Here is a 24933-nt window from a genome sequence, read left to right as displayed (position 1 = left end):
TCATTCCGCCGGGATCACGCCCTCGAGACGGTCTTCGAGTTCGTCATTGGCGATGCGCAACGCTTCGAGCGTTGCGTCATCGGGCTCCCACAGGCGCCGTTCGCAGGCTTCGAGCAGGCGATTGGCGACGCGCGCCGAGCTTTTCGGATTGAGCTGCGAGAGGCGCTTGCGCATGTCCTCGTCGAGCACGAAGGTCTCGCTGATGCGCTGGTAGACCCATGGCGCGACCTGCCCGGTCGTCGCCGACCAGCCCATCGTGTTCGTCACATGGCCCTCGATATGCCGCACGCCTTCGTAGCCGTGCTTGAGCATGCCTTCGAACCACTTGGGGTTGAGCGTGCGGGTGCGGGTCTCGAGGTCGATCTGCTCTGCCAGCGTGCGGACCTTGGCCGCGCCGCCCTGCGTCGCATCGAGGATATAGACCGGCGCATCCCTGCCGCCGCGTGCCCGCGCGACCGATCGGCTCACCCCGCCGAGGCCGTCGACATACTGGTCGAGATCGGTGATCCCGACCTCGACGCTCTCGAGGTTCTGGTAGGTAAACTCGACCTCGGCGAGCGCGCTGCGCAGGAGATCGCGCTGCTGCACCGGCTCGCCCTTGACGCCATAGGCGAAGCCCTTGTGGGTTTCGAAAGCGTTGGCGAGTTCGTCCGGATCGGCCCAGACGCCGCCTTCGATCAGCAGGTTCACGTTCGCGCCATAGGCCCCTTCCGCATTGGAGAAGACCCGCAGCGCGGCGGTTTCGAGGTCGCAGCCATGCGCCGCCTGGTGGGCGAGGCTGTGCTTGCGGACGAAGTTCATGTTCAGCGGTTCGTCGGCCTGCGAAGCGAGCAGCGCGGCTTCCGCCAGCATCCGGCTCTGCAGCGGGAGCAGGTCGCGGAAGATGCCCGAGAGCGTCATCACGACGTCGATCCGCGGACGGCCGAGTTCCGCCAGCGGGATCAGCTCCGCCCCGGCAAGGCGGCCGTAGCCGTCGACTCGCGGGCGGGCGCCGATCAGCGTCATCGCCTGCGCGATCTGGACCCCTTCGCTCTTCATGTTGTCCGTGCCCCACAGCACCATCGCGAGGCTTTCGGGGAAGGGCGATCCGCCCGCGACATGGCGGGCGATCAGCCCCTCGGCCTGCGCGCGGCCCTGCTCGCAGGCATAGCGGCTGGGGATGCGGAAGGGATCGAAGCCGTGGATGTTGCGCCCGGTGGGCAGCACTGCGGGATTGGCGAGAAGATCGCCGCCCGGCGCGGGCTTCACATAGCCGCCGTCGAGTGCGCGGATCAGCGCGCCCACCTCGTCGCAGGCGTCGAGCGCCGCATCGAGCGCCTCGCGGTCGGCCTCGGGATCGACTTCGAGCATGGCGTCGAGCAGGTCCGCGCGCTCCTCGCCCACCGGCGGCTGGCCGAGGACGTGCAGCCCGTGCGGGATCAGCGTGCGTTCGAGCTCGTAGAGCCGCGCGGCGAGGTCAGAGATATCGCCGCGCTCGATGTCGAGAACTTCGCATTCCTCGGTGATGATCGCCGCGAGCGTCGCCTGCTCGGCGGCGTCGGCAGCGGCGCGCCAGCGTTCGACATTGGCCTTGAGGTCGGCAAATCCCTTGTAGAGCCCGGCCTGCGCCAGCGGCGGCGTGAGATAGCTCACCAGCGTCGCACCCGAGCGGCGCTTGGCGAGGATGCCTTCGGACGGGTTGTTCGAGGCGTAAAGATAGTAGTTTGGCAGGTCGCCGAGCAGGCGCTCGGGCCAGCAGTCGCCGGTCAGGCCGGCCTGCTTGCCGGGCATGAATTCGAGCGCGCCATGCGTACCGAAATGCAACACCGCCTGCGCGCCGAAATCCTCGCGGATCCAGCGGTAGAAGGCGACGAAGGCATGGGTCGGGGCGAAGTCGCCCTCGAACAGCAGCCGCATCGGGTCGCCCTCGTAACCGAAGGCGGGCTGCACGCCGACGAAGACATTGCCGAACTGCGCGCCATAGACATGGATGGTCGCGCCGTCGCTCTGCACCTTGCCCGGCGCCGGGCCCCATTGCGCCTCGATCGCGGCGAGATGCGGCTCGCGGCGCACATGGTCGTCGGCCGCTATGCGCACATGGACATTGGCGTCGGCCCCGAAGCGATCGGCATTGCCTTCGAGCACCGCGCTGCGCAGCGCCTCGACGGTTTCGGGGACGGTGACCGTGTAGCCTTCTGTCGCCAGCCGGGTGAGCGTGGCGTGCAGCGATTCCCAGACCGCGAGGTGCGCCGCGGTGCCGGTCGCGCCGGAATTGGGCGGGAAGTTGAACACTGCAACCGCGAGCTTGCGCTCGGCACGCTCGGAACGGCGCAGCGCGATCAGCTTCACAACCTTGGTGGCCAAGGAGGTACTGCGCTCCACATCGCAATGCATCGCGCGGACGCGGCCTTCGCCGCTGTCGCTGCGGCCGCCGAAGACGCTCGGGCAGATCGCGCCGTCGAGCTCGGGCAGGGCGACCATCATCGTCGTCTCGAGCGGGAGCAGCCCCTGCCGCCGCTCGCGCCAGTCCTCCAGCGTCTGGAACTCGATCGCGTGGGCGGCAATGTAGGGCACATCGAGCCCGGCGAGCGTCTCGATCGCGGCCTCCGTATCCGAATAGGCGGGCCCGCCGACCAGCGAGAAACCGGTGAGGTTGACCATGGCATCGACCGTCGGCCTGCCGCGCTCCATGAAGAATTTCTCGACCGCAGGCCGCGCATCGAGCCCGCTGGCGAAGGCGGGAACAACCTTCAGGCCCGCCTTCTCCATCGCGGCAATGACGCCGTCGTAGTGCCCGGCATCATTGCCCAGGAGGTAGGAGCGCAGAAGCAGCAGACCTACCGTGCCGCTGGGTCCCGGTTTGCGCTGCAGCAGACGCAGGCTCTCCGAGATCTTCTGGTCCGAGCGCGGGTGGTAGACCCCGACGTCGGGATATTCGATCGGCGGGGCCGCAGGCGTGATCCCGCGCCGCGTCAGGCGTTCGCCCGCGGCATAGCGGTCCACTAGCGCGCGCGTCATGGCGACGACGTTCGCGTCCGACCCGGCCAGCCAGTATTGCAGCGTAAGGAAATAGGCGCGCACATCCTGCGCGGTGCCGGGAATGAACTTGAGGATCTTGGGCAGGCGGCGCAGCATCTTCATCTGCCCCGCACCCGAACTCGCGCCCGGCTTCTTCGACCCGCGCAGCCGCTTGAGCAGCGCCAGCGGCCCTTTGGCTGGCGCATCCATGCGGTAATTACCCAGCCGCGTCAGCTTGACGATTTCGCCCGCCGACATGAGGCCGAGCATCGCGTCGCACTGCTCGCGCCGTTCCTCCAGCGCAGGCAGGATCGCGCGCACATGATCGTCGAGGAACAGCATCGTCGCCAGCACGATGTCCGCCTTGGCGACGTCCTCCTTCGCCCGTTCGAGCGCGGCGGGATCGCGGTCCCAGTCCGCCGCCGCGTGGAGCGTGAGATGGATGTTGTCCGGCCCCAGCTCCGCATCCGCGCGCTCGACCGCGCCCTTGAGGTGGTGATCCAGCGTCACGATGGTGACGCGCACGGGCGGGGTGAAGCTACCGGGCATAATGCGCCTTCGCGTCGTAGAGAGTGGCGAGGTCGATCGCGTCGCGGCCCTGTTCGGCGGCGAAGAGCTCGGTGTTGCGGCGCGCCTTGCCCCGCACGAAGAAGGGGATCTTCTTCAATTCCCTCTCCGCCTCGGCGGTCCACAGCGAGCCCGGCGCCGGTTCGTTGGCCGGTTCGGCAACCGGCGTCACGGGTTTCGGCGCATGCGCGTGGAGGTGCGAGGCACCGGCGGTGTCCGAGAACTCGAAATCTTCGCGGAACATGGTCAGCAGGTGTTCTTCCAGCCCCATCACGAGCGGATGCACCCAGCTGTCGAAAATGACGTTCGCGCCTTCGAAACCCATCTGCGGGCTATGGCGGGCGGGGAAGTCCTGCACATGGACGGGCGAAGAAATGACCGCGCAGGGCAGGCCCAACCGCTTGGCGATATGCCGCTCCATCTGCGTGCCCAACACGAGTTCGGGCGAGGCGGCGGCGATGGCTTCCTCGACCGCGAGATGATCGTCGGTAATGAGCGGCTCGACGCCGTAAAGCTTCGCGGCATCGCGCACGTCGCGGGCGAATTCGCGGTTGTAGCAGCCGAGGCCGCAGACCTCGAAGCCGAGTTCTTCCGCAGCGATGCGCGCGGCGGCGACGGCATGGGTGGCATCGCCGAAGATGAAGACGCGCTTGCCGGTGAGATAGGTCGAATCGACCGAGCGGCTCCACCACGGCATGCGCGATCCGTCGTCATCCAGCGCGGGCGCAGGATCGACCCCAGCCAGCGCGGCGGTTTCGCGGATGAAGTCGCGCGTCGCGCCGACGCCGATCGGCACGGTGCGGACGGCCGGTTGCCGGAACGTCCGCTCCAGCCACCGCGCAGCCTCATCGCCGATTTCGGGGTAGAGGACGATGTTGAAATCCGCCGCACCGATCCGCGTTAGGTCGGCCGGTGTGGCGCCGAGCGGGGCGACGAGATTGACCTCGACACCCAGCGCATCGAGCATCTTGCGCACCTCGATCACGTCGTCGCGGTGGCGGAAGCCGAGCGCCGTGGGGCCGAGGATATTGGCGAGCTTGCGCTCACTCCCGCGCGGTCGGATCGACTGGTCGGCGAGCGTGCGGACGAGCTGGTAGAAGCTTTCCGCCGCCCCCCAGTTCTCCTTGCGCTGGTAGCTCGGCAGTTCGAGCGGGATCACCGGGCAGGGCAGGTCCATCGCTTCGGCAAGACCTGCGGGATCGTCCTGGATCAGCTCGGCGGTGCAGCTGGCACCCACCATCAGCGCCTGCGGTTGGAACCGCTCGATCGCGTCGCGCGCCGCGTCCTGGAACAGCTGCGCTGTGTCCTTGCCAAGATCGCGCGCCTGGAAGGTGGTGTAGGTGACCGGCGGGCGTTTGCCGCGGCGTTCGATCATCGTGAACAGCAGGTCGGCATAGGTATCGCCCTGCGGTGCATGGAGCACGTAATGCAGCCCCTCCATCGCGGTCGCCACCCGCATCGCGCCGACGTGGGGCGGGCCTTCATATGTCCAGACGGCCAGCTGCATCGCCCTATACCCTCAGCACGTCGCGCCGCCGCAGCGGCCGGGCGAAGAGCTCGGCGAGGTCGCCCGCCTGCTCGAAGCCGTGGATGGGGGAGAAAACGAGCTCGATCGCCCATTTGGTCGAGAACCCTTCTGCCTCCAGCGGATTGGCGAGCCCGAGGCCGCAGACGGTGAGGTCCGGCCTGTCGGCGCGTACGCGGTCGAGCTGCTTGTCGACATGCTGGCCTTCGCTGAGGCGCGTGCCCTCAGGCAGCATAGCCAGCTCGCGCGCGTTGATGCGGCGGTTGAGATAGGGCGTGCCCACCTCTACCGGCTCCATGCCGAGCTCCGTGGCGAGGAAGCGGGCGAGCGGCACTTCGAGCTGCGAATCGGGCAGGAAGGTGATCCGCTTGCCTGCGAGCCGCTCGCGGCTGTGTTCGATCGCCCGCTTGGCGCGTTCGCGGCCGGGCGCGATGACGCGGTTGAAGTGCATTTCGTCAATGCCGAAGGCGAGCGCGGCGGCGTGGAGCCAGTCGGTCGTGCCTTCCGCACCGAAGGGGAAGAGTGCTTCGAGCCGCTGCGCCCCGCGATCTTCGAGCGCGCGCGCAGTCTCGGTCAGGAACGGCTGGGCGAGGAGGTAGCGCGTGTCCGGGCCGACGGCGGGCAAATCGGCGGCTTTGCGCGCCGGAAGCACGCCGACCCGCGCGATACCGAGTTCGGCGAACAGGCGCAGGAACTGGTCCTCGACGATGTCGGGGAGCGTGCCGACGATCAGGAGTTCGCCGGCCGAGCCACGAGCCAGGGTCGGCATCTCGGGCACCAGTGCAGCGAGGCACGCATCTTCGCCTTCGGTGAAGGTCGTCTCGATGCCGCTGCCCGAATAGTTGAGTATGCGGACCCGGTGGGCATGTTTCGCGCCGAGTCGCTGCGCCGCCTTGGCGAGGTCGAGCTTGATCACTTCCGACGGACAGGATCCGACGAGGAACAGCGTGCGAATCTCCGGTCGGCGGTCGAGCAGGCGGGTGACGACGCGGTCCAGCTCCTCCTGGCAATCGGCCATGCCGGCAAGGTCGCGCTCCTCGATGATCGCCGTGGCGAAGCGCGGCTCGGCGAAGATCATCACGCCGGCGGCGCTCTGCAGCAGGTGGGCGCAGGTGCGCGATCCGACGACGAGGAAGAAGGCGTCCTGCATCTTGCGATGCAGCCAGACGATTCCGGTGAGCCCGCAGAAAACCTCGCGCTGGCCGCGCTCGCGCAGGACCGGCGCGCGATCGGCGCCGCTGGCGGGGACAGGGGCGAGGGGGGTCATGCCGCCACCAGCGGCTGGGCCGCCTGCAGGCGTGCGGCGCGCAGCTTCAGCAGGAATTGCCCGGCGTTGACGACATAGGAGGCATAGGCGGCCAGCGCGACGAACATGCGTTGCTCGACCGAGCCGTAGCCGCCGAACAGCATCACGAGGTAGAGCGTGTGCAGACCCAGCACGAGCATGGAGAAGACGTCTTCCCAGAAAAACGGCCGGGCGAACAGCCAGCGGCCGAAGACCTCCTTCTCCCAGATCGAGCCGGTGACCATGATCGTGTAGAGGACCAGAGTCTTCACGATTACCGACAGGTCGGCAGCCACTTGGCCATCGCCGGTCGAAAGGTAGCGCAGGACGAGCGCCAGGCTGATCAGGAAGACGAGGAACTGTAGCGGGGCGAGCACGCCCTGAACGATGGTCCAGCGCGACTCGTCACGACGTCGGCGCTCCTCCGGTGTGTAGAGCGCCTGTGCCTGTGTCCCACGACCGGGGTTTTCCTCTCCGGACGAGGGATGCTGTCCATCCCCTGCCATCGCTAGCGTTTTACCTCCGCTGGACTGAAGGCAGACTACGCCCGCTTTTGAGCAAGTGTCAATCAATCTTGACGTTCAATAAAATTGACAGCCCGGGGTTTGCCACAGGTCATTGAAAGGCCTAGGGTCTCCTGACCTGCGTGAAACGACTCGAAAACATGTCCACTCAGGTTGACGCGATCCGCGCCGGTTCCAGACGGGGAGTGCTGGATGGCCAAGGACTATACTGACGGAGTATCGGCGCTCCGCACCGACACGGCGTTCAACGCCGCCCACGCAACTCGCCACAGTTCGACACATGTCTCGCTCGGAGGATTGGTGGAGGGTGAGATCATCCCCCGGCTGCTGATGGCGCATCGCGACGATTGCCCGCGGGCGGCCATGTGCGCGCCGAACGGTGGAGCACCCGGCTGTGCGATCGATTGCCAAGAGGCGGCGCGCTTCGCCGTCCTCCCGCTTCGGCTAGAGGCAGACGAATTGCTTGCCGAGGTCGAGACATTCCTCGAGCGCGGCGTTCCGGTTCAGACGATCCTTGTTGACCTGCTGGCCCCTTCGGCCCGTCGCCTCGGCGAATTGTGGGAGGACGACGCCTGCGATTTCGTCGAAGTCACCATGGGCCTGTGGCGCCTGCAGGAAGTAATGCGCGTGGTCGCTCTGCGCTCCCCGCCGGTGACCCGTGCGGTCGAGACGGTGCCGACCGCCCTGTTCGCCCCCATGCCAGGGGATCAGCATAGTTTCGGGGCGCTGATGGTCGAGGAAATCTTCGCCCGCGCCGGCTGGCAGAGTGAGGTCCTGTTCGAACCGAAGCGGCAGGAGCTCCTCGCGATTCTGGGCGAAAGAGCTTTCGACCTCGCAGGATTGACCGTCACGAACGATTGTCCTAGCGGCCTCATCGCCGATCTCGTGTCGGCAATCCGTTCCGTTTCGCGCAATCCTGCGATCAGGATCATTATCGGCGGCAGGGCGATCAACGCCAACCCCGGTCTCGCCTCGCAGGTGGGGGCTGACGGAACTGCATCCGATGCCTGTTCGGCACTGGCGCTGGCGGAGCGGATGATGGCGGATACGAGGCCGCTCGTCGGACAAGTCTAAGAGCCGGAGGAGCGTTTGCTCACGCGCAAACACAGTATCGAGGGGAGGGCCCCCTTCGGCGATTCCGCCGATGTGCTGGGTGCGCTCGACCTCGAAGCGGCGACGCGGCTCGCCATGGTGGCGGGCGATATCACCCTTATCGTCGACGATACCGGCCGCATCCTCGATGCCTCGGCCAACCCCGACGAATTTCCCGGTTTCGGCGACTGGGTCGGGCGCGACTGGCTCGACACGGTGACGGTCGAGAGCAAGCCGAAGATCATGGAAATGCTGGCGGGCGCGCGCAAGCACCAGACGCAGCACTGGCGGCAGGTCAACCACGTCGGGCCCGATGGCGACGTGCCGGTCAAATATGTCGTCGTCCCGGCGGGCGAGAGCGGCAACCACATCGCTTTCGGCCGCGATTTGCGCGAGACGGCAGCGGTCCAGCAGCGGCTCTTGCAGGCGCAGCAATCGCTCGAGCGCGACTACCTGCGCATGCGCCGGCTCGAAGCACGCTACCGCATGCTGTTCGATCTGTCGTCGGAAGCGGTTCTGATCGTCGCGGCCGACGGCTTCCGGATCAAGGAAGCCAATCCCGCCGCCCATCGCGTGCTGGGGACAAGGGAAGGCAAGGTCGAAGGCGGCAAGCTGCTGTCGCTGTTCGGCCGCTCCTCGCGCGAGCCCTTGATCGCCTATCTCGGTGCGGCACTCACGTCCGGCTCGGTTTCGCCGTTCTCCGCGGTTCTGCAGGAGGGCGGGGAGACGGTGTCGGTGAGCGCCACCGGGTTCCGGCAGCAGGGCGGCCAGTTCCTCATGCTTCGCCTCGCGCGGGACGGCGATCCGACGCGGCCCGAACACCGCGCCGCGCTGGACGTCCTTGAGGCCATGCCCGACGCCTTCGTGCTGACCGACGACTCGCGCGCGATCCTCGCTGCCAATCTCGCTTTCGTCGAACTGATCGGGGCGGCGAGCATCGACCAGATCCGCGGGCGCTCGCTGGGCGAGTTCGTCGGCCGGCCGGGCATCGACCTCGACCTGATCGACGGCCAGCTCGCCAAGCACGGCTTCGCGCGCAACGTGACCACCGTCGTCGGCGCCAACCAGTCCATGCCGGGCGAACCGGTAGAGCTGTCCGCGGTGCAAACCGACGGCCCGGCTGCCCACACCGGTTTCGTGATCCGTCAGATCGGTCGCCGCCTGCGCAACCTCGCCCCGGTGGTGCAGGACGAGCCCAGATCGGTGGAACAATTGACTGAACTGGTCGGGCGCATGTCATTGAAGGAGATCGTGCGCGAAAGTACCGATCTGATCGAGCGGCTCTGCATCGAAGCGGCGCTCACCTATACCTCGGACAACCGCGCCTCGGCGGCGGAAATCCTCGGCCTGAGCCGGCAGAGCCTCTATTCGAAATTGCACCGCTACGGGCTCGGCAATCTCGAGAGCGAGGCGGAGTAGCCGCTTACCCCGAAAATGGGTGTCAAAATGATTTGACGCACCCCGGTGTCAGGCATAGCCTCGCGCCATGGGTCAATCGGCTGTCTCGACCTCCCGCGCGGCATTTCCCGCAGCGCGCGACATCGTCGAACTTCTGAAGCCGATCACCTGGTTTCCCCCGATGTGGGCCTTCATGTGCGGCGTGGTTTCTTCGGGCGCGGCGTTCGGCGGTCGCTGGCCGTTCCTGATCGCGGGGATCGCGCTGACCGGCCCCTTGGTCTGCGGCACCAGCCAGGCGGTCAACGACTGGTTCGACCGTCATGTCGACGCGATCAACCAGCCCGAACGACCGATTCCCTCGGAGCGGATCGGCGGGACCTGGGGCCTGCGGATCGCGATTGCCGGAACCCTGCTCTCGATCCTCGTGGCGGCCTTCGTGGGTTTCTGGGTGCTGGCGGCGACCGCGCTGGGGCTGGCCTGTGCCTGGGCCTACAGTGCGCCCCCCTTCCGCTTCAAGGCGAGCGGCTGGATCGGACCCGCGGTGGTCGCACTTACCTATGAAGGACTGACTTGGTTCACCGGCGCCGCGGTGATGGCCGGAGCCCTGCCGCGCAGCGAGATCCTGCTCACCCTGCTGCTCTACAGTATCGGCGCCCACGGCATCATGACACTGAACGACTTCAAGGCGGTCGAGGGCGACACCGCGACGGGCCTGCGCTCGCTGCCGGTCACGCTGGGCGTCGCCCGCGCGGCCCGACTGGCCTGCGCGGTGATGGCGCTCGCGCAGGTCGGCGTGATCGCGCTCCTCCTCGTGCTCGGGCTGGGCACCTCGGCGATCGCAGTGACGATTTCACTCGTGGCGCAGCTCGCACTGATGCGCACGCTGCTGCTCGACCCGGCACGCAATGCGCCGTGGTATGCGGCGCGCGGGGTGACGCTCTATGTGCTCGGCATGCTGGCAGCGGCGTTCGGCCTGGGGGGATACATCGGATGACGGGCTTCGGCTGGACCGCAATCGTGCGCCTCGGGCTGGTGCAGGCTTCGATCGGGGCGATCGTCATGCTGGCGACCTCGCTGCTCAACCGGCTGATGGTTGTCGAATACGGCCTCGCCGCCGCGATCCCGGCGGGGCTCGTCGCCTGGCACTATGCGGTCCAGCTGACCCGGCCGATCTGGGGGCAGGGCTCGGACAAGGGCCGCCAGCGCAGCCCATGGATCCTCTTCGGCATGGCGCTGCTCGGGCTCGGCGCAGTCGGCGCGGTGAATGCGACGATCCTGCTCGACGGTCACCGGATCGGCGGGCTAGTGCTTGCGATCGTGTCCTTCACGATGATCGGGGCCGGGGTCGGCGCGGCGGGCACTTCGATGCTGGCCTTGCTGGCCTCGGGCGTCGCCCCCGCACGCCGCGCGGCGGCTGCGGCGACCACCTGGATAATGATGGTGGCAGGAATCGTGATCTCGGCTGCAACCGCGGGAGCCTTGCTCGAGCCCTATTCCGAGACGCGCCTCGCGCTGGTCGCCAGCGGTGTCGTGGCAGCCGCGCTGGTCGTCACATCGCTGGCGCTGTTCCGGCTCGAGCGGCGGGGGATGCCGGTTGTGTCCGACGAGAAGGGCGGACCGGTCCCGGATTTCCGCGAAGCCCTGGCAGAAATTCTCGGGGAGCCTGCAGCACGGCGTTTCACCGTCTTCATCTTCGTTTCGATGCTGGCCTATTCGATGCAGGACCTGATCCTCGAGCCCTTTGCCGGGCTGGTCTTCGGGATGACGCCCGGCCAATCGACCCAGCTGGCCGGCATGCAACATGGCGGCGTGCTTGTCGGCATGATCGTGTCCGGCATCGGCGGCAGTGCCTTTGCGGGGCGGTTGCCCGGCGAACTCAGGAGCTGGATCGCCATCGGTTGCCTCGGCTCCGCGCTCGCGCTCGCGGCACTGGCGATCGGCGCGCGGGTCGGGCCGGGCTGGCCGCTGGTGCCCAATCTCTTTGCGCTGGGCTTCTTCAACGGCCTATTCGCGGTCGCCGCGATCGGCGCGATGATGGGGCTGGCCGGCTCCGGCGAGCGCACCCGTGAGGGCGTGCGCATGGGTGTGTGGGGCGCGGCGCAGGCGATTGCCTTCGGCATGGGCGGCCTGCTCGGCGCCCTCGGCGTCGATGTCGCGCGGCGCGCGCAGGGCCAGGATGCGAGTGCCTTCCAGCTGATCTTCGCGGTGGAGGGCGCATTGTTCCTCGTTGCCGCATGGCTGGCATTGAGGGTGGCGGCGCGCGCAGCGCCGCGCATGGCGGGAGCGAGGGGAACATGAGCGAGACGATCTACGACGTCATAGTGATCGGCGGCGGGCCTTCGGGCGCGACAGCGGCCTGCGACCTTGCGGGCGCCGGGCACAAGGTCCTGCTGCTCGACCGCGCGGGGCGCATCAAGCCCTGCGGCGGGGCTGTGCCGCCGCGCCTGCTCGAGGATTTCGATGTGCCCGAGAGCCTGCTCGTCGCCCGCGCCCGCTCGGCGCGGATGATCGCGCCGTCCGATCGCACGGTCGACATGCCGGTGGGCGAGATCGGGTTCGTCGGCATGGTCGACCGCGACCAGTTCGACGAATGGCTGCGCGAGCGCGCCGCCCATGCCGGGGCCGAACGCCGCAAGGGCACCTTCGAGGCGATCGAGCGCGATGGCGGCACCGGCCCGCTGGTCTGCTACCGCGAGGAGCGGGGCGGGGAAATCGTCAAGGTCCGTGCCCGCGTGGTGATCGGCGCCGACGGCGCGCGTTCGGGCGTGGCGCGGCAGGAGATCGCGGGCGGCGGGAAGAACCCCTGCGTCTTCGCCTATCACGAGGTCATCCGCTCGCCCGCGAGCACCGAACAGGGTTTCGACGGCGACCGCTGCGATGTTTTCTACCAGGGCAAGCTTTCTCCCGACTTCTACGGCTGGGTGTTCCCGCATGGCGAAACCGCCAGCGTCGGCGTGGGCAGCGCGAACAAGGGCTTTTCGCTGCGCGGCGCGGTCAAGACCATGCGCGGCGATCTCGGGCTGGAGGAATGCGAGACCGTGCGCTGCGAGGGCGCCCCGATCCCGCTGAAGCCGCTCAAGCGCTGGGACAACGGCCGCGACGTAATCGTGGCGGGCGACGCGGCGGGCGTGGTCGCGCCGGCCTCGGGCGAGGGAATTTATTACGCCATGACCGGCGGACGCATCGTCGCGCAGGCGGCGGCCGGGTTCATCGCCAGCGGCAATCCGGCGGCGCTGAAGACGGCGCGCAAGCGCTTCATGCGCGAACACGGCAAGGTGTTCTGGATCCTCGGGATGATGCAGTATTTCTGGTATTCGAGCGACAAGCGGCGCGAGCGGTTCGTCGATATGTGCGCCGATCCGGATGTCCAGCAGCTGACCTGGCAGGCCTACATGAACAAGCGGCTGGTGCGCGCGAAGCCGATGGCGCACCTGCGGATATTCCTCAAGGACACCGCGCACCTGCTGGGCCTGAGGCCGCTCGCCCAATGACGCGCAGCTGGGTGATGCCCGTCGCGATCGCAGCGGTCGCGGCACTGGTGACGGCGATGATCGGGGGGACGATCACCGATCTCGGCCCGTGGTACGACGGCCTCGCAAAGCCTGACTGGACGCCGGCGCGCCCGGTCTTCCCGATCGCCTGGACGACGATCTTCACGCTTTGCGCCGTGGCCGGTGTCGCCGCCTGGCGCGCTGCGCCGAAGGCGAAACAGGCGGACACGGTCATCGGCCTGTTCGCGCTCAACGGCTTCCTCAATATCGGCTGGAGCCTGCTGTTCTTCCGCCTCCAGCGACCCGACTGGGCGTTTTACGAGCTGGTCCTGCTGTGGGTATCGATCCTCGTGCTGGCGATCTATTGCGGGCGCCTGTCGAAGCTCGCGGGATTTCTCCTGCTCCCCTATCTCGCCTGGGTGACGGTGGCCGGCGCTCTCAACTGGCAGGTCGTGCAGCTCAACGCGCCTTTCGGTTGAGCGGCGCGTATGGACGCCTTCTTCTCGAGCGGGCACGCGGTCGATGTCGTCCTGCTGGTGCTCGCGCTCGAGGCGGTGGTCCTGTGGCGGCGCGGCTGGCGCGGCGGGGACATCACGACGACGCTCCTGCCTGCCGCGCTCATGCTGCTCGCCACTCGCGCCGCACTCACGGGCGCGTCATGGGAATGGATCGCCCTGCCGCTGGCGGCGAGCTTTCCGGTTCACCTGCTCGATCTGAAGAAGCGCGAAAGTCGGCGCCGGAGCTGAGCCCCGGCGCCCGTACCGGTCAGGGCGCGACCGTCGTGGTGGTCTCTTCGCCCTCGGCCGGTTCTTCGGCCACGGCGGGTGCCGCGACCATGCCCCACAGCGCCGGATAGTCCTTTGCCATGGGATAGCCGCCCAGCGGCTTGTTCTGGCCGCGGTGACAGGTGGTGCAGTTGACTTTCAGCGGATCGCCCAGCGGACCCTTGCGATGTTCGGGGAACACCGGCGCCAGCGGGGTGATGTATTCGAAGTTGATCGAACGCACCATGTCGAGCCCGTACCAGGCCGTCCGGCGTGGCGGGTTGCTGGACGACCATGACTGGAACGAGTTGGCGTTGTGGCAATAGGTGCAGTTGACCCCCAGCGCCTGCGAGATGTGCATCATCATGGCATAGGTTTCTTCCGCCTCCATCGTCGAGGTCGTGTTCTCGGGCGACGGGAAGCGGCCCTTAGAGACCACGCGCGCTGCCTCCGCATCCATGCCGCCGAGCAGGTAGCGCGCGACCGCCGCATTGGGCAGCGACGAATAGGCCGAATTCGACACCGGATCGTTCTGGCCGTGCGTGTTGCCGACGATGGTCTTTTTCGCGCCCGTTTCGGGCAGCGCCCAGTTCTCGGACGGCACCGCCTCGCCGCGGTGGCAGGTCCAGCAGGTGACGCCGGTCTGCCCGACGTGGTCGGTCCAGCTCTGGTTGAGGTTGCGGTTCATCGCGATCATGCGCCGCGCCACGACCTTGGTGTAGATCTCGTCCGAAGCCATGTTCGCCGGGTTGTGGCAGTAGTTGCACCCTTCGGCCGGCGCGACCCAGGCGGTGATCGCGGCCATGGTGTAGTTGAATTGCTCTTCCGACACGTCGCCGAGCACCTGCAGGTTCTCGTATACTTCGCCCGCGCGCCGTCCGTCCGTGCCGGGCGGATCGTAGGGCGGGGCCGGCACGTCCTCGGCAGCGGCCGATGCCTTGATCATCACCGTGTTCATGCCGGTGCCGCGATAGCCGTTCTGGTAGCTTTCCTTGGGCGCCAGTTCGCAGGCGGCGAGGACGAATGGCAGCGAGGCCGCCAGCGAAACAGTGAGTATCCGCTTCATTCTCCCACACTCCCAAGGCCTGCGGGATCGACGATCCCTGTGTCAGGATAGGCCGGGGCGTAGTAATGCTGCTGCGCCCACAGGTACCAGTTGTCGACCACCGTGCCGGTCAGCAGGATGCCGATCCCGCCGGTCAGCGTGGTCAGCACCGCGAACCACCAGGCCCAGCGGTGGATCGATTCCATCGTGGCGTTGAAACCCATCGTCCAGCGCCAGAACAGCGCGGCGCGTTCGGACGCCGTGCCCCGGTCGGTGATCTGCTCGATTTCGCGCTCGCCGCCGTAGCGCCCTACCGCCAGGATGGTCGCCCCGTGCATCGCGAAGAGCAGGGTCGAGCCGTAGAGGAAGGCGATCGAGAGCGCGTGGAACGGGTTGTAGAACAGGTTCCCGTACCGGATCGAGAAGGCCGCGGTCCAGTCGAGGTGGGGGAAGATGCCGAAGGGAACCGCCTCCGCCCAGCTGCCCATGAAGAACGGCCGGATGAAGCCGAGCACGAGGTAGAGCCAGATTGCCGCGAGGAAGGCCCAGGCGACATGCGTGCCCATGCCCAACGCGCGCGCCCGGCGATAGGTGCGCACCCACCACAACAGGATCGAGGTGGTGAGGAAGAAGCCGGCCATGATCCACCAGCCGCCTTCGGCGAGCGGGACGAAAGGTGTGAAGCCGTATTCCGGCCCCGGCGGCTCGAGCGCGAGCCACGGGAGCTGGCGGACGAACTGGATCGGGTCCCAATTGACCGAGGCGAGCATGTTGAGCCCGATGATCTCGATCGCGAAGAAGCCGAAGATCAGCGCGATGACGCCGGTCCAGCCGAGGTAGATCGGGCCGAGCTGCGCCTGGCCGATCTTGCCCGCCCAGTAATTCCAGCCGGTCTCATGGATGCGGCGCTCGTCGCTTTCCGGCAGGGGAATGCCCAGCTCGGGAGCGGCCTTGAGCTGCACCTGGGTGAAGATGTTTTGATAGCGAGCCATCGTCTAATCCCTCCTCACGACCAGATCGGCAGGTTGAGCCACCAGGTCCACCATTCGGGCCAGCCCTTGGTCCACAGCGGGCCGCTGATGATGATGCAGACCGCGCTCCAGAAACCGGCGTTGAGCGCCAGCAGGAGGCCGAGCCGGTGGATGCCCAGCGTGCCGATCGAATAGCCGATCAGATCGCGGAAGAAGGTGTCCTCGTACTCCGGGCTCTTCACGTCCTGACCCGGGGCCGGGTTGACCGCGGAGAGCACCAGCGATCCGTGCAGCGCCAGGGCGAAGGTCGTCGTGAAGAAGAACGACACTGCCAGCATGTGCGCCGGATTGTAGTGGAAGTGCAGATACTGGTAGCCGGTGTTGGAAACCCAGTCCAAGTGGCTGAAGATCCCGTAGGGGAAGCCGAAGTGCCATCCGCCGAGAAGGACGGGACGGATCACAACCAGCGAGAAATAGGCGAAGATGGCGAAGCCGAAGGCAACGGGTACGTGGTATCCCATGCCCAGCTTGCGGCATATTTCCACTTCGCGCAGCGCCCAGGAGGTGAAGGATATTAGCGCGCAGACCGTGATGACCTGCCAGAATCCTCCCTCGCTCAGCGGGGCGAAGCCGAGGCCGTAACTCAGGTCCGGCGGTGCGATCGAGATGAGCCAGGGGTTCCACGTCGGCCCCTGCGATGCGGCATAGAGGATGAGCGCCGTCCCGAGGGAGGCGAAGATCGCCGTGACCACGCCGAAGAAGCCGACATAGAAGGGGCCGACCCAGAAATCGAACAGGTCGCCGCCGAGCAGCGTCCCTCCGCGCACGCGATATTTTCGCTCGAAACTCAAGAGCGCCATAGCTCTATCCTCCCCCGCCACGGACGGGCGGGCTCAAAATGTCCCACATCGAACCTCGGGAGGCGGCGAGGGTAACCCGCCGCCCCTCGCACAGTTCGCGGTCAGGTGGCCGCAGGTGCGGCCGCGACTGCCGTGGCCCGGCCCTGGGCCGAGTTCGGACCGTCGAGCCAGTTGAAGGTGTCGGTGCTGAGCAGGATGAAATGGATCACCAGCGCCAGCACGAAGAGGAAAGCGAACAGAGCGACGAGGGCCCTGCGCGGATCGAAAATAAGCCACGTTCTCCACATGGTGTGTGCTCCTTGTGCAAGTTTGACCGGAACCGCGACGGCGGACGCCGCGGCAGGCGGTTATCGAGTCAGAGCCAAGGCTTCCACATCCACACGAGGATGTGTGCAACCACTGCAACGGCGGTGAAGCCGATGAAGCTGCTCATGAACAGTTTGTGGAATTCCTTCGCTTCCTCCGGCGTGAGGTAGGTCCTCAGCCCGAGACGATCGTCGGGATCACTCATAGCCCTGTCTCCAGTTCTGCTTGGTGTGCGAGAGGCGGTTGGCCTCCTTCGGTATCCGCACGGGGGAATCCCGCGCAGATGGCGTGGCCCGCGCCGGGTTGGACCCGGTGGGCGATCTGGGTGCGGCGGCTCATGCGCCCGCTCCTTCGAGCAGCGCGTCGGCCAGCCGTTCGGCGGTGACGCAGGTTTCGCCGGCCTTGCGCGTGGCCCGTTCGGCGGCATCGCGCAGGCGCTTGGCGGCGGAAATACGGATCAGCACCGGCTGCGCTTCGACCAACTGGTCGAGCTTGGCCTTGGCTTCCTCGTCCCAGTCGAGCTCCTCGCGTGCCGGGGTCGGGTCGACCTCGTCGAGCTGGGTGCCGAGCGGGAGGATGTGGAAGAGCGCGTCGAACAGCGCGTTGCACACTTCCTGCACGAGGTAGGTCGCGCCGGAATAGCCCATGAAGGGCGTGCCGGTGTGGCGGCGGATGGCCGCGCCGGGAAAACTCGCCGGGATATAGACCCCGCGCGGCCCGAGACCACCGGCGCACTCGGCCATGTACATCCGCTCGTTATAGCTGCCGAACACGATCAGCGGCGGGTTGGCGTGGATTGCCTCGCGCACTGCGGCATTGTCCGGCTTGACCCCGGCGCTGCGCGAAAAGGCGAAGCTGCAGGGCAGGCCCATGTCCTCTTCGAGGAACTTGCGGATGCCGCGCGCATAGGTTTCGTTGGCGACGATGCCGAAGCTCGCCGTGCCGAAGAAATCCTGCGTGACCGAGCGCCACAGGTCCCACAGCGGCTTGATCGTGGTGTGCTTCTCGCGCGTGATGAAGGGTTCGGGATCGAGCCCCAGCTCCTCGCCCAGCGCGCGGAGGAATTTCGTGGTGCTGTCGAGCCCGACCGGGGCCTGGAAATAGGGCCGCTCCATCAGCTCGCATAGGTTCCGCCCGTATTCGCGATAGAGGCAGACGTTGGCTTGCGCATCGGCGAGGCGGCGCACGTCCGCCAGGTGGCTGCCGAGCGGGAAGACCATGCCGACTTCGGCGCCGATGCCTTCGATCAGGCGGCGGATTTCAGCGAGGTCGCTCGCCATGTTGAACATGCCGTAGGCGGGGCCGATGATGTTGACCTTGGGCTTCTCGCCCTCCTTCAACGCCTTGCGCTCGGGAACCTTCTTCGGGCCGAATTCGGTCCACAGCCAGCTGAGCGCGCGGTCGGCGCTTTCCCACTGGTCCTCGTCGATCGTGCGGGGCAGGAAGCGCTTGATGTTGGTGCCTTCGGGCGTGACGCCGCCGCCTATCATCTCGGCGATCGAGCCGGTCACCACCACGGCGGGCAGTTCGGGGTCGAGCGTTTCCCAGGCGCGCTTCATCGCGCCCTCGGTGCCGGTCTTGCCGAGCTCTTCTTCGCCGAGGCCGGTGACGACGATCGGCAGTTCGTGCGGTGGAAGTCCGTCGGTATAGTGCAGCACGCTGGTGACGGGCAGGTTCTCGCAGCCGACCGGCCCGTCGATGACGACCTGCAGGCCCTTCACCGCGGTGAAGACATAGACCGCGCCCCAATAGCCGCCGGCCCGATCGTGATCGAGGACGAGCGTCATGTGCCCACCGCCTCGGCCGCCTTGCGGGCCGCTTCGTTGAGCGCGGCGTATTTCTTCTTGAACTGCGGCCGGTCCTGCGGAGTTTCCTCCCACACGCCCGCGGCATGCTCGGTCCCGACGCCGTCGAAGAAGGCGCTCATCCTTGCCATGCGGTCTGCGTTGGCGAGCGCGCCGTTGATGACCTGTGCAAGGCTGCCTGCACCCGCCGGACCCATCAACGGGCGGGCGGAAATGAGATTGGTGAAGTAGAGCGCCGGGATCGCGCGTTGCTTGGCATGCTGGACCACCGGGGTGGTGCCGATGGCGAGATCGGGGCCGAATTCCTCGACCGCGGCGATATCGTCCTCGAGGCTGGCGCGGTAGTTGACGCGCACGCCCTTCGCCTCGAGCCATTCGCGATCGGGTTCAGACCAGCGCGTCTTGGGGCAAGCGGTGCCGACATAGGGCACATCCGCGCCGCTTTCGATGAGCAGGCGCGCGACCAGCAGTTCGGAGCCTTCATAGCCCGACACGGTGATGCGTCCCTTGACCGGATTGGCGGCGAGCGCCCCGCGGATCGCGCCGGTGAACATGTCCTTCGCCGCGTCGATCTTCGCCTGCGCCACACCGACCGAGGCACCGATGGCGTCGAGCCAGGCTGCGGTACCTTCCGCGCCGACGGGCGCAGAGCCGACGATCGAGCGCCCCGCGGCCTCGAACTCGCGGACCGCGGCGGTGTAGAAGGGGTGGATCGCCGCGACGACCGAGCAGTCGAGCGCCGAATAGAGCTCGCGCCACTCACGCGTTGGAACGACCGGGCCGGCTGCGAGCCCCAGCGGCGCGAGCATCTGCCCGATCCCGACGGGGTCGGCCGGGAACATTTCGCCAAGCAGGGTCACGGTTGGCCGGTCCGGTCGGTCCTGCGGCGCGGCGACGGGACCTTGCTCCGCCTCCTCGCGCGCATAGGCGAGCATGGCGCCCGCCAGAACGTCCTTGGCTTCGGCATGGGTCGGGATTCCGAAGCCCGGGACGTCTATCCCGATGATGCGTACCCCGTTGATCTGCTTCTTGAGCAGCCGCAGCGGCACGCCGCTGGCGGTGGGTACGCACAGATTGGTGACGACGATCGCGTCGTATTTCTCCGGATCGGCGAGCCCTTCGACCGCCTCCTTGATGTCCTCGAACAGCTTGCCGGTGACCAGCGTCTCCGAATTGAACGGGACGTAGCCCACCGTCCGCCGCGCGCCGTAGAAATGCGAGGTGAAGGTGAGGCCATATACGCAGCAGGCGGAGCCGGACAGCACGGTCGCGGTGCGCCGCATCCGCAGGCCCACCCGCAGCGACCCGAAGGCCGGACACATGCTCTGCGGCTGGTCGTGCGGTCCTTTGGGGTAGTCCTGTTCGTAGCGGTCGAGTATTTCGCTCTTGCCCGCCTTGCGCGCGGCCTCGCGCAGCGTGTCGCCGCTGGCGCAGCCACCTTCGTCGGCCGAGCCGAGGTCGAGCGTGTCGCGCTCGCGCACAGGGGTGCCGAGATCGGTCATGCGCTACACCTCGTCATAGATGACCTCGAGGCTGGGCTTGGGTTCGAAGCTGCCGCCGCGCATATCGGCCTGGGTCGCCGGGACGAGTTCGACGTCGCCACCGGTGTCCTCGGGAGAGAAGAGGCCGAGCAGCCCGTCCTGATCGAGGGGACGTGGCTGGCGCGGCGGCGCCTCGGCGACATTGGTGGCGAGCTGCTCGAATAGCCCGCTCCACTGGCCGCCAGGCTTGCCAATGATCTGGTAGTTGGCCGACTTGCGACGAATGTCCTCGTCCGCCGGGATCGCGGTGAGCACCGGGATGTCGACCGCCTTGGCGAAGCCCTGTGCCTCGCCCGTGCCATCGTCCTTGTTGATGATCATGCCGGCGACGCCGACATTGCCGCCCATCTTGCGGAAGTATTCAACTGCCTTGCAGACGTTGTTGGCGACATAGAGCGACTGTAGGTCGTTCGAGCCGACCACGATCACCTTCTGGCACATGTCGCGCGCGATCGGCAGGCCGAAGCCGCCGCAGACCACATCGCCGAGGAAGTCGAGCAGGACGTAGTCGAAGCCCCAGTCGTGGAAGCCCAGCTTCTCCATCAGCTCGAAGCCGTGGATGATGCCGCGCCCGCCGCAGCCGCGGCCGACTTCGGGTCCGCCGAGTTCCATCGCGAAGACGCCATCGCGCTGGAAGCAGACATCCTCGATGCTCACCTCTTCACCTGCCAGCTTCTTCTTGGAACTGGTCTCGATGATCGTCGGGCAGCTCTTGCCGCCGAACAGCAGCGAGGTGGTGTCGCTCTTGGGATCGCAGCCGATCAGCAGCACACGCTTGCCCTGCTGCGCCATCATGTAGCTTAGGTTGGAAAGGGCGAAGCTCTTGCCAGAGCCGCCCTTGCCGTAGATCGCGATGATTTGCGTTTCCTTCTTCACCTCCCCCGTGTGGACGGGATCGGGGTCGATCGCGGCCTCTTCGCGCAGGGCGGTATCGGTTTCGAGCATGGTCATGCGGCTTCTCTCCAGTCGAGCACCATCTTCAGACAGTCCGGATCGAGCAGGGCGGCGGGGTAGGCCTCTTCGGCCTCCGCCGCTGGGCGGATATCGGAGACGAGCCCCGACAGGTCGAGCGCGCCGGCATCGATCATGGCGCGGGTCGAAGCGAGATCGTCCGGGCCCCATTCGGCGGACACGCGCATGCGTGCCTCCGCCTGGAAGGCCGGGGCGAAAGCGAAATTGAGGCGGTTGGCGTAGAAGCCCGCGAGGACGATCTCGCCGCCCTTGTCCAGCTTCCCGATCAGCGTGTCGAGCCCGTCGGCATAGCCGCTGACGTCGTAGATCGTGCGATAGTCGCGGCGCTCGTCATCCTTTGGGGCGATGCAGTTGTAACCCCGTGCCCCGGTCCGGCGGCATTCCTTGTTGTCCCAGACGACCGGCGCTGGTGCGCCGGCGGCAATGGTGAGCCGTGCGAGGAGCCGGCCGAGCACGCCGTGGCCGACGATCAGTTCGGGCGGGTTGCCGGCAGCCAGCGCATGATGCGCGGTGGCGGCGAGAGCGAAGAGAATGCCGTCCGGCCCAAGCGACTCGGCGATCGGGAAGGCGCGGGCGGAGGGCACCACCAGCTTGTCAGCGGTGCCGCCGAACAGGCCCTTCGCCTCGGTGTAGCAATTGGCGCCGGGAACGAAGACCCAGTCGCCGATCCGGTCGGCGGCTTCGGGGCCGGCATCGATCACGCGGCCGACCGATTCGTAGCCCGGCACGAGCGGATAGCCCATGCCCGGAAAGCGCGGCATTTCGCCGGTCCAGAGGAGTTTCTCCGTCCCGCTGCTGATACCGCTCCAGTGGATTTCGACGACGAGGTCTGACGGGCCGGACTCGGTCAGTTCCAGCGTCCGGAGCGCGAGCCGCCTCGGTGCATCTACTATGACCGCCAATGCATCCATCCCCAGGCCCATCCCCTTTATTGTCTGGTTGACCCGGCGCAGGCACCAAGGGCACCTTACGCAGCGTCAACTTAGACGAACGCGCCTAAGTGTCAATCCAGCATGACAATTGTATCTGTCAGGCTGTCGCGACAATAAGGGAGGTTATCACCGGAAGGTCGGTGCCGATCCTGCGCCAGTCGGCGAACCCGGCCGCCGCGAGCATCTGGCCGGTTTCCGCTGCGCTCCGGGGCCTGCCGCTGCGCATGGCCCACAGGTAAAGCCCGAAATAGGCATCGCCCATCTTCTCCGCCCCGGGTGTCTGAGCCATCGGTTCGGCGACAATCAGCCTCGCGCCGGGGGCGAGCGAGGCGCGGATATTGCGAAGCAGGACCATCACCCTGTCGTCGTCGTGGTCGTGCAGGATGCGGACCAGTGAAACGGCATCGTAGCCGCCGGGAATGGGATCGCTGAAAAAGCTCCCGGAATGACGGGCAATGGCATCGGTGCCGCTGGCCGTCGCCTGCGTGACCTCGGGCAAGTCGAATATGCCGAGTCGCAATCCCGGGTGCCGCACGGCGACGGCTTCGGCGAAAGCGCCCGAGCCGCCTCCGACATCGAGCAGGGATGCGTGGCGGCCGAAATCATAGGCTGCAAGAACTTGCTCGGCGACCAGCGCCTGGGAGCTGGCCATCAGTTCGCTGTATTCGCGGGCTTTCCCGTCGAGGTCCTGCGAGTCGCCATTGCGCCCGACATAGCTCCAGAAAGCCGACAGCGCCGTCGCATGCGAGCGATCGTCGCGCAGGAGGGCGAGCGGATCGGCGAGGTCGGCGTAGAGGAGCCGGTGGTGGCGGATCATCGCGCGCGCTCCGGCATTGCCATGCAGTGCGGCGCCCTGTTCGCCGAGCATCCAGCAATCCGGCTCGACCTCTTCTGCGAGGTCCAGAGCCGCCGCGGCGCGCAGCAATCGCTGCGCTGCCTGCGGGCCGAGGTCGCAGGCATGCGCCACATCGCCCACGGTGCGTGGGCCCTCCTCGAGGTGGTCCAGCAAGCCGCTTTCGACCGTCGCCAGCAGCGTTTGCGTATAAGTGAAACCCGCCACAAGATCGAATAGCTGCGCCGATCGCCTGCGTGCGATTGCGCGCGTCAGCGGGTTGCTCGCCGCCGTTCGCTGGAAGGTGCTGCTGCCGATCAGGCGGTTGCGCCAGGCGACCCAGCGCTGCTTCAGTCCGGCTCTCCGCTGGCCGGCGCTTGCTGGTGTATCTCGCGCCATATGTCCAAAAGATTGGACAGATGCTATGTAAACGTCAATTGCTATCGGCGGAGGATGCCGGGTGTCAGGACGCGTTGTCATCGTCGGAGCGGGAATGGGCGGGCTGGCCAGCGCCGTCCGCCTTGCCGCGGCGGGGCACGATGTCACGGTGGTCGAGAAAGAGGAGTATGTCGGCGGGAAGGCCCGGCAGATCGCCGTGGACGGGGAAGCCATCGACGCCGGACCGACCGTCTTTACGCTGCGCGACGTGTTCGACGATATCTTCCGCGCGGCCGGCCGCAGGCTCGACGATTATGTTTCCGTCCGGCCCGCCGCGATCCTCGCGCGGCATGCCTGGGACGGCGAATCGCAGCTCAACCTCCACGCCGATCCGATCCGCAGCGAGGAAGCGATCGGCGACTTCGCCGGAGCCGCGGCCGTGCGCGGTTATCGCAGCTTCAGGCGCGAGGCCGCGCGCATCTATGGCATTCTCGAGAACAGCATGCTGCGCGCGGGCAAGGTTTCCTGGCCGCTGCCGCTGATGTGGCGAATCGGCCTGTGGCGCATGGGCGACCTGATCGCGATCCGCCCCTATGAAAGCCTCTGGACAGTGCTCGGCGAACATTTCGCCGACTCGCGCCTGCGCCAGCTGTTCGCCCGCTATGCGACCTATTGCGGCTCTTCTCCCTTCGCGACGCCCGCCACGCTGATGCTGATCTCGCATGTCGAGGCGCAGGGCGTGTGGCTGATCGACGGCGGTATGAGTGCCCTTGCCAACGCCCTGCGCCAGCTCGCCGAGGAGAAGGGCGCGCGCTTCGTGCTTGGCGAGAGGGTCGAGCGGATCGAAGTTACGCGCGGCCGCGCTTCGGGGGTGATCCTCGCCAATGGCGAGCGGCTGGCGGCCGACGCAGTCATCGCCAATGCCGATCCCGCCGCGCTCGGCTCGGGTGCTTTCGGTGCGGATGCTGCCCAGGCGGTGCCGCCGATGAAGCCCCGCAACCGCTCGCTCTCGGCGATGGTCTGGCTCGCCCATGCGCGGACCAGCGGCTTCCCGCTGACCCGGCACAGCGTATTCTTCTCGCCCGACTATCCGCGCGAATTTGCCGACATCGCGGCCGGCGCGCCGCCGACCGACCCGAGCGTCTATGTCTGCGCGCAGGATCGCGACGCCTCGGGCCGGGGCGAGTGCGACACGCGCGAGCGGCTGCAGATCATCGTCAACGCGCCCGCCAATGGCGACACCCACAGCTATGCCAACGAGGAGAGAGAGCGATGCACACTGGCGATGAGGCGCACGCTCGCGCGCTGTGGGCTGGAGCTGGAGGAACCGCTTCCGCATGCACTGCTGACGCCGAACGAGTTCGAGAGCTTTTTGCCCTCGACCGGGGGAGCGATCTATGGACGGGCCTCGCACGGCTGGGCGGCGTCCTTCCTCCGGCAGGGCACGCGGACGCGGATCCCTGGGCTCTATTGCGCGGGTGGAAGCACCCACCCGGGGGCGGGCGTGCCGATGGCCGCCTTGTCCGGACGGCTGGCCGCGCTGCAGGTCGCGAAGGACCTCGCTTCGACGAGGCGGTTCCACCCGGCGGTTATGCCTGGTGGTATGTCGATGCGCTCAGCGACGACGGAAGGCACGGGCTGACCATAA

The 24933-nt window shown here is 67.2% G+C and carries 22 protein-coding genes; 8 read left to right on the top strand and 14 right to left on the bottom strand.

Annotated features, from left to right (window positions below; all coding sequences use genetic code 11):
* From K3172_RS14660 to bchF, 4 genes are read right to left on the bottom strand one after another with little or no spacing between them, the layout of a single operon-like run.
* Entirely contained in the window at positions 1–3546 is a 3546-nt protein-coding gene (locus K3172_RS14660) for a magnesium chelatase subunit H (RefSeq protein WP_221591370.1), read from the bottom strand.
* Positions 3536–5071, bottom strand: coding sequence for a ferredoxin:protochlorophyllide reductase (ATP-dependent) subunit B (gene bchB, locus K3172_RS14655; protein ID WP_221591368.1), 1536 nt, complete (start codon positions 5069–5071; stop codon positions 3536–3538). Before bchB ends, K3172_RS14660 begins: the two co-directional genes overlap by 11 nt.
* 4 nt (positions 5072–5075) lie before the next feature.
* Complete coding sequence (locus K3172_RS14650; protein WP_221591366.1) at positions 5076–6356, bottom strand: ferredoxin:protochlorophyllide reductase (ATP-dependent) subunit N; 1281 nt, start codon at positions 6354–6356, stop codon at positions 5076–5078.
* The gene (gene bchF / locus K3172_RS14645; RefSeq protein WP_221591364.1) at positions 6353–6880 is read right to left on the bottom strand and encodes a 2-vinyl bacteriochlorophyllide hydratase; all 528 of its coding nucleotides are present in this window, start codon (positions 6878–6880) and stop codon (positions 6353–6355) included. Before bchF ends, K3172_RS14650 begins: the two co-directional genes overlap by 4 nt.
* 210 nt (positions 6881–7090) lie before the next feature.
* Here bchF and K3172_RS14640 point away from each other — a divergent pair, with 210 nt between their 5' ends.
* The 7 genes from K3172_RS14640 (at position 7091) to K3172_RS14610 (ending at position 13625) form a co-directional block, all read left to right on the top strand.
* Positions 7091–7972 carry a cobalamin B12-binding domain-containing protein gene (locus K3172_RS14640; protein ID WP_221591362.1) on the top strand — a complete coding sequence of 294 codons (882 nt, stop codon included), beginning with the start codon at positions 7091–7093 and terminating at the stop codon, positions 7970–7972.
* Between the two features lie 15 nt (positions 7973–7987).
* On the top strand, positions 7988–9409 hold the full coding sequence (gene ppsR / locus K3172_RS14635) for a transcriptional regulator PpsR (protein WP_221591360.1): 1422 nt from the start codon (positions 7988–7990) through the stop codon (positions 9407–9409).
* A 67-nt stretch (positions 9410–9476) separates the two neighbouring features.
* Positions 9477–10382 (top strand): chlorophyll synthase ChlG, encoded by a 906-nt coding sequence (chlG, locus tag K3172_RS14630; protein WP_221591358.1) that lies wholly within the window; start codon positions 9477–9479, stop codon positions 10380–10382.
* Complete coding sequence (locus K3172_RS14625; protein WP_221591356.1) at positions 10379–11686, top strand: BCD family MFS transporter; 1308 nt, start codon at positions 10379–10381, stop codon at positions 11684–11686. The genes chlG and K3172_RS14625 overlap by 4 nt, the downstream gene beginning before the upstream one ends.
* Complete coding sequence (locus K3172_RS14620; RefSeq protein WP_221591354.1) at positions 11683–12879, top strand: geranylgeranyl diphosphate reductase; 1197 nt, start codon at positions 11683–11685, stop codon at positions 12877–12879. Before K3172_RS14625 ends, K3172_RS14620 begins: the two co-directional genes overlap by 4 nt.
* The gene (locus K3172_RS14615) at positions 12876–13358 is read left to right on the top strand and encodes a TspO/MBR family protein (RefSeq protein ID WP_221591352.1); all 483 of its coding nucleotides are present in this window, start codon (positions 12876–12878) and stop codon (positions 13356–13358) included. Before K3172_RS14620 ends, K3172_RS14615 begins: the two co-directional genes overlap by 4 nt.
* A gap of 9 nt (positions 13359–13367) precedes the next feature.
* Complete coding sequence (locus K3172_RS14610) at positions 13368–13625, top strand: hypothetical protein (RefSeq protein WP_221591350.1); 258 nt, start codon at positions 13368–13370, stop codon at positions 13623–13625.
* A gap of 19 nt (positions 13626–13644) precedes the next feature.
* On the opposite strand, the gene pufC is transcribed toward K3172_RS14610, so the two are convergent.
* The 10 genes from pufC to K3172_RS14560 form a co-directional block, all read right to left on the bottom strand.
* Complete coding sequence (gene pufC, locus K3172_RS14605) at positions 13645–14709, bottom strand: photosynthetic reaction center cytochrome PufC (protein ID WP_221591348.1); 1065 nt, start codon at positions 14707–14709, stop codon at positions 13645–13647.
* Positions 14706–15680 carry a photosynthetic reaction center subunit M gene (gene pufM / locus K3172_RS14600; RefSeq protein WP_221591346.1) on the bottom strand — a complete coding sequence of 325 codons (975 nt, stop codon included), beginning with the start codon at positions 15678–15680 and terminating at the stop codon, positions 14706–14708. Before pufM ends, pufC begins: the two co-directional genes overlap by 4 nt.
* Positions 15681–15694: 14 nt before the next feature.
* Positions 15695–16519, bottom strand: coding sequence for a photosynthetic reaction center subunit L (gene pufL / locus K3172_RS14595; protein WP_221591345.1), 825 nt, complete (start codon positions 16517–16519; stop codon positions 15695–15697).
* A gap of 101 nt (positions 16520–16620) precedes the next feature.
* The gene (gene pufA, locus K3172_RS14590) at positions 16621–16806 is read right to left on the bottom strand and encodes a light-harvesting antenna LH1, alpha subunit (RefSeq protein WP_221591344.1); all 186 of its coding nucleotides are present in this window, start codon (positions 16804–16806) and stop codon (positions 16621–16623) included.
* 68 nt (positions 16807–16874) lie between these two features.
* Complete coding sequence (gene pufB / locus K3172_RS14585) at positions 16875–17030, bottom strand: light-harvesting antenna LH1, beta subunit (RefSeq protein WP_147090368.1); 156 nt, start codon at positions 17028–17030, stop codon at positions 16875–16877.
* A 130-nt stretch (positions 17031–17160) separates the two neighbouring features.
* Positions 17161–18612 carry a chlorophyllide a reductase subunit Z gene (gene bchZ / locus K3172_RS14580; RefSeq protein ID WP_221591343.1) on the bottom strand — a complete coding sequence of 484 codons (1452 nt, stop codon included), beginning with the start codon at positions 18610–18612 and terminating at the stop codon, positions 17161–17163.
* The gene (gene bchY, locus K3172_RS14575; RefSeq protein ID WP_221591342.1) at positions 18609–20132 is read right to left on the bottom strand and encodes a chlorophyllide a reductase subunit Y; all 1524 of its coding nucleotides are present in this window, start codon (positions 20130–20132) and stop codon (positions 18609–18611) included. The genes bchZ and bchY overlap by 4 nt, the downstream gene beginning before the upstream one ends.
* A gap of 3 nt (positions 20133–20135) precedes the next feature.
* Positions 20136–21122: a chlorophyllide a reductase iron protein subunit X gene (locus K3172_RS14570; protein ID WP_221591341.1), complete on the bottom strand. Its 987-nt coding sequence runs from the start codon at positions 21120–21122 to the stop codon at positions 20136–20138.
* The gene (gene bchC / locus K3172_RS14565; RefSeq protein ID WP_221591340.1) at positions 21119–22054 is read right to left on the bottom strand and encodes a chlorophyll synthesis pathway protein BchC; all 936 of its coding nucleotides are present in this window, start codon (positions 22052–22054) and stop codon (positions 21119–21121) included. Before bchC ends, K3172_RS14570 begins: the two co-directional genes overlap by 4 nt.
* Before the next feature lie 118 nt (positions 22055–22172).
* Positions 22173–23306 carry a methyltransferase gene (locus K3172_RS14560; RefSeq protein WP_221591339.1) on the bottom strand — a complete coding sequence of 378 codons (1134 nt, stop codon included), beginning with the start codon at positions 23304–23306 and terminating at the stop codon, positions 22173–22175.
* A 61-nt stretch (positions 23307–23367) separates the two neighbouring features.
* Between K3172_RS14560 and crtD the strand changes: the two genes are divergently transcribed.
* Positions 23368–24927, top strand: a complete 1560-nt coding sequence (crtD, locus tag K3172_RS14555) for a 1-hydroxycarotenoid 3,4-desaturase CrtD (RefSeq protein WP_221591338.1) — start codon at positions 23368–23370, stop codon at positions 24925–24927.
* Positions 24928–24933 lie beyond the last annotated feature (6 nt).

It is taken from the genome of Qipengyuania proteolytica (genome assembly GCF_019711565.1).
Lineage (GTDB): Bacteria > Pseudomonadota > Alphaproteobacteria > Sphingomonadales > Sphingomonadaceae > Qipengyuania > Qipengyuania proteolytica.
Note: the sequence above shows the minus strand (reverse complement) of the source record. Positions and strands in the feature narration are given on the sequence as shown.

Excerpts from the sequence above, each read along its gene's own strand:
- pufA (WP_221591344.1), bottom strand. The coding sequence starts at position 16,806 with ATGTGGAGAACGTGGCTTATTTTCGATCCGCGCAGGGCCCTCGTCGCT.
- K3172_RS14610 (WP_221591350.1), top strand. The coding sequence starts at position 13,368 with ATGGACGCCTTCTTCTCGAGCGGGCACGCGGTCGATGTCGTCCTGCTG.
- K3172_RS14660 (WP_221591370.1), bottom strand. The coding sequence starts at position 3,546 with ATGCCCGGTAGCTTCACCCCGCCCGTGCGCGTCACCATCGTGACGCTG.
- pufC (WP_221591348.1), bottom strand. The coding sequence starts at position 14,709 with ATGAAGCGGATACTCACTGTTTCGCTGGCGGCCTCGCTGCCATTCGTC.
- K3172_RS14650 (WP_221591366.1), bottom strand. The coding sequence starts at position 6,356 with ATGACCCCCCTCGCCCCTGTCCCCGCCAGCGGCGCCGATCGCGCGCCG.
- K3172_RS14640 (WP_221591362.1), top strand. The coding sequence starts at position 7,091 with ATGGCCAAGGACTATACTGACGGAGTATCGGCGCTCCGCACCGACACG.
- bchY (WP_221591342.1), bottom strand. The coding sequence starts at position 20,132 with ATGACCGATCTCGGCACCCCTGTGCGCGAGCGCGACACGCTCGACCTC.
- pufB (WP_147090368.1), bottom strand. The coding sequence starts at position 17,030 with ATGAGTGATCCCGACGATCGTCTCGGGCTGAGGACCTACCTCACGCCG.
- chlG (WP_221591358.1), top strand. The coding sequence starts at position 9,477 with ATGGGTCAATCGGCTGTCTCGACCTCCCGCGCGGCATTTCCCGCAGCG.
- K3172_RS14560 (WP_221591339.1), bottom strand. The coding sequence starts at position 23,306 with ATGGCGCGAGATACACCAGCAAGCGCCGGCCAGCGGAGAGCCGGACTG.
- bchF (WP_221591364.1), bottom strand. The coding sequence starts at position 6,880 with ATGGCAGGGGATGGACAGCATCCCTCGTCCGGAGAGGAAAACCCCGGT.
- bchB (WP_221591368.1), bottom strand. The coding sequence starts at position 5,071 with ATGCAGCTGGCCGTCTGGACATATGAAGGCCCGCCCCACGTCGGCGCG.
- bchC (WP_221591340.1), bottom strand. The coding sequence starts at position 22,054 with ATGGATGCATTGGCGGTCATAGTAGATGCACCGAGGCGGCTCGCGCTC.
- K3172_RS14620 (WP_221591354.1), top strand. The coding sequence starts at position 11,683 with ATGAGCGAGACGATCTACGACGTCATAGTGATCGGCGGCGGGCCTTCG.
- K3172_RS14615 (WP_221591352.1), top strand. The coding sequence starts at position 12,876 with ATGACGCGCAGCTGGGTGATGCCCGTCGCGATCGCAGCGGTCGCGGCA.
- K3172_RS14570 (WP_221591341.1), bottom strand. The coding sequence starts at position 21,122 with ATGACCATGCTCGAAACCGATACCGCCCTGCGCGAAGAGGCCGCGATC.
- K3172_RS14625 (WP_221591356.1), top strand. The coding sequence starts at position 10,379 with ATGACGGGCTTCGGCTGGACCGCAATCGTGCGCCTCGGGCTGGTGCAG.
- pufL (WP_221591345.1), bottom strand. The coding sequence starts at position 16,519 with ATGGCGCTCTTGAGTTTCGAGCGAAAATATCGCGTGCGCGGAGGGACG.
- pufM (WP_221591346.1), bottom strand. The coding sequence starts at position 15,680 with ATGGCTCGCTATCAAAACATCTTCACCCAGGTGCAGCTCAAGGCCGCT.
- bchZ (WP_221591343.1), bottom strand. The coding sequence starts at position 18,612 with ATGACGCTCGTCCTCGATCACGATCGGGCCGGCGGCTATTGGGGCGCG.